This window comes from Massilia sp. DWR3-1-1 (assembly GCF_049898325.1).
GTDB lineage: Bacteria > Pseudomonadota > Gammaproteobacteria > Burkholderiales > Burkholderiaceae_D > JAFCUW01.
Map to the genome: position 1 here is coordinate 18,543 of NZ_JAFCXL010000037.1, position 8,492 is coordinate 27,034.

The window sequence follows — 8,492 nt, forward strand, 5'->3', positions numbered from 1 at the left end:
CGTTCCGGCCTGAGCTTGCGCGAATTCGCCTAGGTCAACGAATTTCGGCCGCCTCGGTCAATCAGGCGGCGGCACCAACGTTATTTGGGTAGTCGACTGTGCGGCCAGCCAATGGGGCAGCGCACTAGCCGCCAACGGCCTGCTGAATAAATATCCCTGGCCCTTGTCGCATCTGAGTTCACGCACCACGCCGGCTTGCGCTGCCGTTTCGATGCCCTCTGCAACCGTGTCCATGCCAAGGCTGCGCGCCACCTTGACCGTCGCCTCGATGAGTACCCGGTGATGATCGCTGGTGTCGCCCTGGCAGACGAATGAGCGGTCGATTTTCACCGTGTCGACGGGCAGCAGATGTAAGCTCGCTAACGAGGAGTAACCAGTGCCGAAATCATCGAGCGCCAGCTTGATGCCCAGCGCCTTCAACTCGTGCAGACGTTGCTGCACCTGCCGATCTTGCGCCGCCAGGGTTTCGGTGACTTCCAGCTGCAGATGTTGAGCATGCATGCCACTGGAACGCAGAATTTCGATGACAATATCGGTCCATCCCGGTTGCGCGAGCTGAGCGCGGGACAAGTTCACCGCCAACAGGCGCGGGGCGCCGTCACCAAGTTCCTCTTGCCACTGAACGAAATCGCGGCAAGCTTTCGACAGAACGTAATCGCCCAGCGCACCGATCAGACCACACTCCTCCGCCACTTCGATAAATTCCAGCGGAGGGACGACACCACGTGTCGGGTGCTGCCAGCGTACCAGCGCTTCGACGCCAGCTGAATGGTCGCTGCCGCCCCCTTCGAGGAACCCGACAACCGGTTGATACAGGACGAACAGCTCGCCCTCGTTCAGTGCCCGGCGCAAGTCGCCTTCAATATCTCCACGGCGGGCGGCTCGCTCGCGCATTGACGTCTCGAACAGGACGTAACGTCGGCCACCTTCCCGTTTGGCTTCCGCCATGGCGATGCTCGCATCGCGCAAGACTGAATCGGCGTCGCCGGCAGCCCCGGCGCCCAGAATGACGCCGATGCTGACGCTGCAACTGAGTTCATGGCCGGACATCCGGAAGGGCTTGCCGAGCGCTTCCAACAGGCGCAGCGCGATAGCTTCCACGTCTTCGGCCCGACGCATGCCGTCGAGTACGACCACGAATTCGTCGCCGCCGATGCGCGCCGCCATTTGGCTCGGTCCGCCAACGAGCCCGATGCGGTTCGAGGATGGCCGCAAGGCCGCTTGCAGGCGTTCGGCCATGGTAGTGAGCACCTGATCGCCTGCCGCATTGCCCATCGTGTCGTTGATCTGCTTGAAGCGGTCGACATTGATGAACAGCACGGCAAAATCGCCGTGCACGGATGCAATTGAGCGCGCCAGCATGAGCTCGACCTGTTCCTGAACAGCCCGGCGGTTCGGCATCTTCGTTAAGCCATCCATACGCGCGGCGCTGTTCAGGCGCCGCGTCAAAGTCGCTTGTTCCCTTTGCATTTCGGACGTGGCATCCCCCAGCACCGCCATGAGCCGGTTAGCATCGAGCTTCAACAGGCTGATCGACAGAAACTGCGGTCCCGCGTCGGTGCCGCCGGCGGCGCTCAGGTCGATGCGCAAGGATTCACAGACGACGCCGCTAGGCGCGGCGAAGTCGGCTGCCATCGAGGATAGTTGTGGTGAGACTGTCGCCAGCACGTGAAACAGGTTCTCCAGCCCGCCATCTTTGGCCAGCGGCATCAGCAAGCTGGCGGACATCGGGTTGAGTAGCTCGATGGCCCCATCAGCGCTGATCTGCACCAGTCCGATGGGAGCCCGATACAGGAACTGGATCAGCGACTCGTACGCATCGACTGTATCAGGCTGCACTGATGGCCCCGCTGAGATGATCCTTATACGTCGGGCGATCGGGCGTCCAGCAATCGACCCGATTGCGTCCGCGTGCCTTGGCAGCGTACAGCGCCTGGTCGGCCCGCCTCATCAAGCCGTCCAGCCCGGTCAAGCTGTAATCCATTGCCGCCACCCCTGCACTCACCGTGTAGCGTATCGGCTCGCCGTCGACCATGACTGCTGTCGTTTCCACGAGCGTGCGCAGGCGGTTAGCCACCGCCGCTGCGCCGGCAAGATCGGTCGACGGCAGCAATACCGCGAACTCCTCGCCGCCCACGCGCGCAACAACATCGACCTCCCTGAATGTCGCGCTCAAAGCCGCTGCCAGGTGGCACAGAACGGCATCGCCGGCCGGGTGGCCGAAACGGTTGTTGACGGCCTTAAAATGATCGGCGTCGAACAGGATCATCGCGGTAGGCCGCGTCGACAGCTTCCTGCGCTCAAGCTCCAGTTCAGCCGCTTCAAAGAACGCACGACGGTTCGCAAGACCGGTCAGGTAGTCGCAATAGGTCGCCTTGCGCTGCCGCTCGTTCGCGTCCCGCTTGTCGCTGATGTCGCGGATGATCAAGCAGTAGGCGGGGGCGAGGCCCTCGCGTTCGCCGTGGTCGCCCGGTGATGGCCCCTGATCCGGCAAAGGCGAGATCATGGCGCTGCCCCAGAATTGACTGCCATCGGCGCGCAGGCGGAAGCCTTCGCTCAGGCTCCAGCCATTCTCGTCCGCTTCACGCAATTGGTCCAACAGATGTTCCGGCGTGGTTGCCTCAGGGGGGGAGAAAATGGAGTAAGGCTGGCCGACCAGCGCCTCGGGCGCGTATCCCATCATTCTCCCGATACTTTCGTTCCACACCGCGATCCGGCCAAGGCCGTCGAGGCGGAACATGGCGTAATCGGTGATGTTGGTGAGGATGGAGTTAAGCCAGGCATCGGTCTGTTTGAGTTCGCGTTCGCGCCGTACCTGCACAGTGACGTCGCTCAGTACCGCCATCAACCGTGTATCGCCAAGCTTGACGACGGTCAGCGAAAGAACCTTGCTTGTTGACTTACGGCCCTTGTCGGCGCTGAGGGGAATGTACATACCATCACAGACCACGCCTTGCGATGGGAGGAAATCGGCGCACAAATGACGTAGTGCGGGCGCCACCCCTTCCAGGGCAGCAAACAGATTGGTCAGATTGCCGTCTCGGGAGAGCGGCATCAGCAACTGCGCTGACACTGGATTGATCATGCAGATTGTGCCGTCGAGCGCCGTTTGTACCAGGCCGACAGGCGCGAGATACAGAAACTGCATCAGCGCTTCGAGTTCGTCGCCGATTTCAGGCGAAGGTTGATCAGTCACGATGTACGATTGACCAGGACGTAGCGGGTCGCAGCCCCTGGCGCTGCGAGCAGGCGCAGCGCAACTTTAATGGGACGCATGCGAAAAGTGAGCACATAGTCGATCGTCGCATCAAGCACTGCACCTGATTCGAGAGCGTCTTCGAAGCGCTGCGCTACGAGGAAGTTATTCATGCACGGAGCAACGACAGTGAACAAGAGTTGCCCAAGCACGCGATGGGGCGACAGCCCGGCCGCTTTCGACTCGAATTCATTGTAGCGCCGAACCACGGTCTCATTGTCGAAACCGATTACGCCAAAATCGAGCGCGTCGAGCCCTTGCGCATCGAGCGCGGCCAGACGCGACTCGAGGTCGGACTGATTAAATGTGGGAATTACGTCTATCATTGAGAATACTCCTGGAAAACGGAACCAGCATCTAACGCTACATGCTTGACAGCGTTGTACAATACATTGTTGCCGCCTGGAAATTATGCTCCCATATTTGAGCGGCCCGGTCAATGTTTGTCGATGGCGAGTGTGCAGATCGACGAATAATTTTTGTACAGCCCCACTGCCGACGCCACTCTGTTATGTTGACCTCATGCTCAAGCCTCACACAACGACGTCCGCCTTGACTGGGCGCACCGTCTATTTTGACCGAAACCGCCTCAGAATCGAGGATATCGCCGTCGTCGCCGATGGCCGCGCCCGCGCCATTCTTTCCTCCGACCCGGATTTTCGCGACGCAATCCGGCGCGGCCCGGCATTTCTCGATCGCCTGCTGAAGGAGGAAGGCGTAATTTATGGGGTCACGACCGGCTACGGCGACTCATGCAACGTCCCCGTGCCGACGGCGCTGGTGGCCGAATTGCCCCGCCAACTATACACTTATCACGGCTGCGGCCTGGGAGCGTTCTTGACTCCGGCGCAAACCCGCGCGGTCATGGCAACGCGCCTGACGTCGCTGTGCAAGGGTTATTCCGGTGTCTCCATCGAGCTGCTCGAACAGATTGTCCGGCTGCTAGACGCCGGGATCTTGCCGCTGATCCCCGCAGAAGGTTCGGTCGGGGCCAGCGGCGACCTGACGCCTTTATCCTACCTCGCTGCGGTGCTGTGCGGCGAACGAGAGGCCTGGCGCGATGGCGAAACGGTTACCGCCGCTCAGGCCTTGCGCGACGCCGGCATTGAACCGCTGCGCCTGCGCCCGAAAGAAGCGCTGGCGATCATGAACGGCACTGCCGTGATGACCGGACTTGCCGTGCTCGCCTACGGAAGTGCCGATTACCTGGGCCAACTGGTGACGCGGATTACAGCGATGGCGTCGGTCGCCCTCGACGGCAACGCCCACCATTTTGATGACATCCTGTTTTCGGTCAAACCGCATCCGGGCTTGCAGCGGGTAGCTGCGCGCATCCGGGGCGACCTACCGTTTACTGAGCGTGAGCGCAACGGCGCGCGCCTGCAAGACCGCTATTCGATCCGCTGCGCGCCGCACGTTATCGGGGTGTTGGAGGACAGCTTGCCGTTCTTTCGCCAATTAATCGAGAATGAACTCAACAGCGCCAACGACGATCCCATCGTCAACGCAGACGGTGAGCGCGTGCTGCACGGCGGTCATTTTTATGGCGGCCATATTGCCCTTGCAATGGATACGTTGAAAAACACCGTCGCCAACCTCGCCGATTTAATGGACCGGCAGATCGCGCTGCTGGTCGATACGCGCTACAACAACGGCCTGCCATCGAACCTGTCCGGCGCGACGGGTGAACGCAGGGCGATCAATCATGGATTAAAGGCTTTACAGATCAGCTGTTCGGCCTGGACCGCAGAGGCGCTCAAGCTCACCATGCCTGCGTCGGCTTTCTCGCGCTCGACCGAGTGCCACAACCAGGACAAGGTCAGCATGGGCACCATCGCGGCCCGCGACTGCCTGCGTGTGATCGAGCTGACCGAGCAGGTGGGAGCAGCCTTGCTGGTCGCCGTTCAGCAAGCTGTGCGACTGCGCTGCGAGTCGAATCCAGCGCTGATGCTGTCGGCACCGCTTGCAACCATGATGGCCGCGCTCGCTAACGACGTGGCGCCAATCCTGGAAGACCGGCGTCTCGATACCGACTTGCACTTGCTGCTCAAGCGAATTCGCGACAAGGCATGGTGCCTCTACGGCTAAGCGCGTCAAACTTGTCATAAGCGAATAGTTTGAATGAAGATATTCTGACGTAGTGTTCATTGCTAGTAAATTGGCAATAGTTGAGCCGCAGTCTGCTCTTTAGTGCAGGCTGCGTCTGTGGTAAATTTGGAGAATAGTTTGACACGCTCCGGCCGTCGGCAAAACGGCTATCTCCCACCTGAGGGGCGCCATCAGCGCAGCCTCGTGCGGGACCGTTGTGAAGCGCAACTGATCAATCGAAAGCATGATGACACTTGAACGGCCGGTGAATCCCGCCTGGTGGGAGCATGATCAGCACCTGCTGCATTTCGTTTGCGACCTGATAGACGGGGAGCTGTCGATGATGCGGCGCAGCCGCATTGACACGCCATTGCCTTGGGCTGAGTCGCTCCACATTGGGCGCGATCTCGCTGTCGATTCGCTGGAGTTGCTCGCGCTCGCGACCGCATTCTCCGAGTCGCTGCATTTGCACCGTTCGGGAATTGACGACTACTTGTTGGGGCGACTGGAAATTCAAGACTGGGTAGCGATTGCCCGCCAGAGCCTGCGCCAATTTTCTTGCGAACTCACGTTCCGCACGTCGGGCAGCGCGGGCGTGCCGAAAGCTTGCACGCATCCCACGTCGACGCTGTGGCAAGAAGTAGCCGAACTGGTGCCGTTGCTGCCGGGCCGTCGGCGCATCCTCAGCGCCGTCCCCCGTCATCATATCTACGGATTCCTCTTTACGGTGCTGTTACCCCAGGCACCCGGTGTGGGCGACCTTGAAGTGATCGATTTGCGAGGCAGCTCTCCGGCCCGCCTGGCACGCGAATTGCGCGACGGCGACTTGGTCGTGGGGCATCCGGAATTCTGGCGCGCGTTCCTTCGCCTGCAGCCGACAATCGCAGGCGGGGTGATCGGCGTGACGTCGAGCGCCGCTTGTCCGGATGAGTTGGCGCGGGCGCTGGAAGTGGCAGGTTTGGACAAACTGGTTCAGGTGTATGGCAGTTCCGAGACCGGCGGTGTGGGGTGGCGCGCGTCGGCGACGTCGCCGTATCTGCGTTTCCCCTACTGGCGGCGGGTCGATGGCAACGCGGGGATGCTCGAGCGCACGCTCCCGGACGGCGCGTGTGCCCGTTACGCAATGCAGGATGAGTTGGAGTGGGTCGATGAACACAGCTTTCGACCCGCAGGCCGAATCGATCAGGCCGTGCAGGTAGGTGGGATCAATGTATTCCCGGCTCGGGTTGCAGCCGTGTTGCGCGAAAACCCTGCAGTGCTGGACGTTTCTGTTCGCCTGATGCGTGCTGATGAGGGCAGCCGGCTTAAGGCATTTATCGTGCCCCTGGACCCGCAACACCATCGCGAGCAGCTCGAAGCGCAACTTGTTGCCTGGGGTCGCGCGCACCTTGATAGTGCCTCCCGGCCAATGGCGTTTTCTTTCGGACGCCAATTGCCAAGGCAGGCCAATGGGAAATTAGCAGATTGGATCATCGAGGCCGCTACCTGACGGCAAGCGGTGCGTACAATTTCAACGAAATCGTTATGCTCCTACTAAACTACATCTGTTTGCTGCAATTTTAAGATCGCTTGGGATGTCTCTTCACTCTGCACTGTCACAGCATCCATCGACGGGATTGCCAAGATTCGCCGCCGGCTGGTTGCGGCCGACACTGATCTGCACCCGGATGGCTGCTACCTACACCCGATGCGGATGTCGGCCGCGCTTGTCCGAACTGGTCCTTCAGGGAGCCCGCGATTTCTGTTTTGGTCGACTCGCTGCGCGAGTTTCCACAAAAACAATTATCGCCGAGTCTTCGATGTAACATCTTATGCGGCAAATCTTAAACCCCCAGCAACGGTGAGGTCCATTTCGATATCACTATACGTAGCTAGCCAATGCTGGCCAATCGACTCACGAAGGCGATCCTGAATGGCGGCTTCTGGCCGAAAGCGGCCGGTCGGAAAACAGGTGTTTTGCGATGGGCAAAAATTGGCAAAAAGGACGGTGACGGAAAAATCGGGGGTTCCGGCTTACATCCCCTAATACAAAGGAAGTCGGGTGGCCCTGCTGACCCAGCATGAAAAGGAACGTGTGATCGCACCTGTGCTTGAGCCCGGCCTGGGTTGCTCCATCGAACTTGTTACTGGATTCGATACTGATCAGTATGGCACCTTCACAAGGGAGACGCCACGGAACGGTACACGACTGGAGGCGGCCAGCCGAAGGCAAGAAAAGGCATGTAGCTTGCGCGTGCTTCGCAGGGAATCGCTAGTGAAGGCAGCTTCGGTCCTGATCCCCATACGGGCATGTCTCCTTGATTCGGGATACCGCACCCGGTCTGCGGCGATTTCGCGTGGATCTCTGCCACTCGCCCTCACAGTTCAGCAATTTGACAGCACCTAAAACTCAGCTGGCGAATATTTTCAATAATGCAACTGCCGGGGCTACCGACCCGATTCGGCGATTCGCCTGAGCAGCTTCCAGTACCTCAACAAGTTCATCATATTTGTCAGCTTGACGGTCGTTCAGGTTGGTCATGTTCATGCTCCAGCGTGGAAAAGTCCGGAATTTTGCAGGCTCGTTATACAGTACACGGGAATTCTTGTGCCTAGGATCAAGCTCTATTTTTTTATAAAGCTCGTCTAGTGTTGACGGTGAACCCTCTAGCACTTGCAAGAACCAACCACCGTTGTAAAACAAACTTCCCGTTACATCCCGCGGGGCATTATTTTTCTTCGCGGTTTCCTGGATCGAAGTTAGATCGGCCGGTGACATCTTGCGTACGGCCTGACTGATATAGACAAGTTGATTAAGTGACATTATAAGGATTCCTTTTGTTGGGCAACCAAGCAATCATAACCCGACGCCGAAAAAGTTTCTAAAATAAAAGGTTCTTGTTGGAAATAAACAACCTCTATTTAGATCGCATTCAATGTGTTGAACGCGTTATTCCCCTAAGCTCTTGCTCATCTTCGCGATTTGACATAATTTCTGCTCTGTACCCATCCTCCCTACAGCATCGAGAACAAACTTCGTCAGTATTGGGTATACCCTAACCTGATGTCAGACGACCACAACGCAGGCCGTCAGGATAGGGTTGATCTCGCAATTACTTGACATATGCCTTTAACGGTCATAGAGTCTTTCCTGACACATCTTGTTAAG

General features: G+C 58.8%; 6 protein-coding genes. 2 read left to right on the plus strand and 4 right to left on the minus strand.

The annotated features are described in order from the left end of the window. Positions 1-57: 57 nt before the first annotated feature. From ACP7EY_RS22955 to ACP7EY_RS22965, 3 genes are read right to left on the minus strand one after another with little or no spacing between them, the layout of a single operon-like run. The gene (locus ACP7EY_RS22955; protein ID WP_426197591.1) at positions 58-1,839 is read right to left on the minus strand and encodes a putative bifunctional diguanylate cyclase/phosphodiesterase; all 1,782 of its coding nucleotides are present in this window, start codon (positions 1,837-1,839) and stop codon (positions 58-60) included. After that, positions 1,829-3,196 carry a sensor domain-containing diguanylate cyclase gene (locus ACP7EY_RS22960; protein WP_229414148.1) on the minus strand — a complete coding sequence of 456 codons (1,368 nt, stop codon included), beginning with the start codon at positions 3,194-3,196 and terminating at the stop codon, positions 1,829-1,831. Before ACP7EY_RS22960 ends, ACP7EY_RS22955 begins: the two co-directional genes overlap by 11 nt. Continuing rightward, the gene (locus tag ACP7EY_RS22965) at positions 3,193-3,582 is read right to left on the minus strand and encodes a phosphonate transporter (protein ID WP_099793958.1); all 390 of its coding nucleotides are present in this window, start codon (positions 3,580-3,582) and stop codon (positions 3,193-3,195) included. Before ACP7EY_RS22965 ends, ACP7EY_RS22960 begins: the two co-directional genes overlap by 4 nt. 196 nt (positions 3,583-3,778) lie before the next feature. On the opposite strand from ACP7EY_RS22965, the gene ACP7EY_RS22970 reads away from it, so the two are divergent. Together ACP7EY_RS22970 and ACP7EY_RS22975 are read left to right on the plus strand one after the other, a co-directional pair. Then, entirely contained in the window at positions 3,779-5,344 is a 1,566-nt protein-coding gene (locus ACP7EY_RS22970; protein WP_426197592.1) for an HAL/PAL/TAL family ammonia-lyase, read from the plus strand. A gap of 244 nt (positions 5,345-5,588) precedes the next feature. Continuing rightward, positions 5,589-6,833 (plus strand): AMP-binding protein, encoded by a 1,245-nt coding sequence (locus ACP7EY_RS22975; protein WP_426107739.1) that lies wholly within the window; start codon positions 5,589-5,591, stop codon positions 6,831-6,833. Between the two features lie 900 nt (positions 6,834-7,733). Here ACP7EY_RS22975 and ACP7EY_RS22980 read toward each other — a convergent pair. Next, complete coding sequence (locus ACP7EY_RS22980; RefSeq protein WP_426197593.1) at positions 7,734-8,147, minus strand: BLUF domain-containing protein; 414 nt, start codon at positions 8,145-8,147, stop codon at positions 7,734-7,736. Positions 8,148-8,492: the final 345 nt, after the last annotated feature.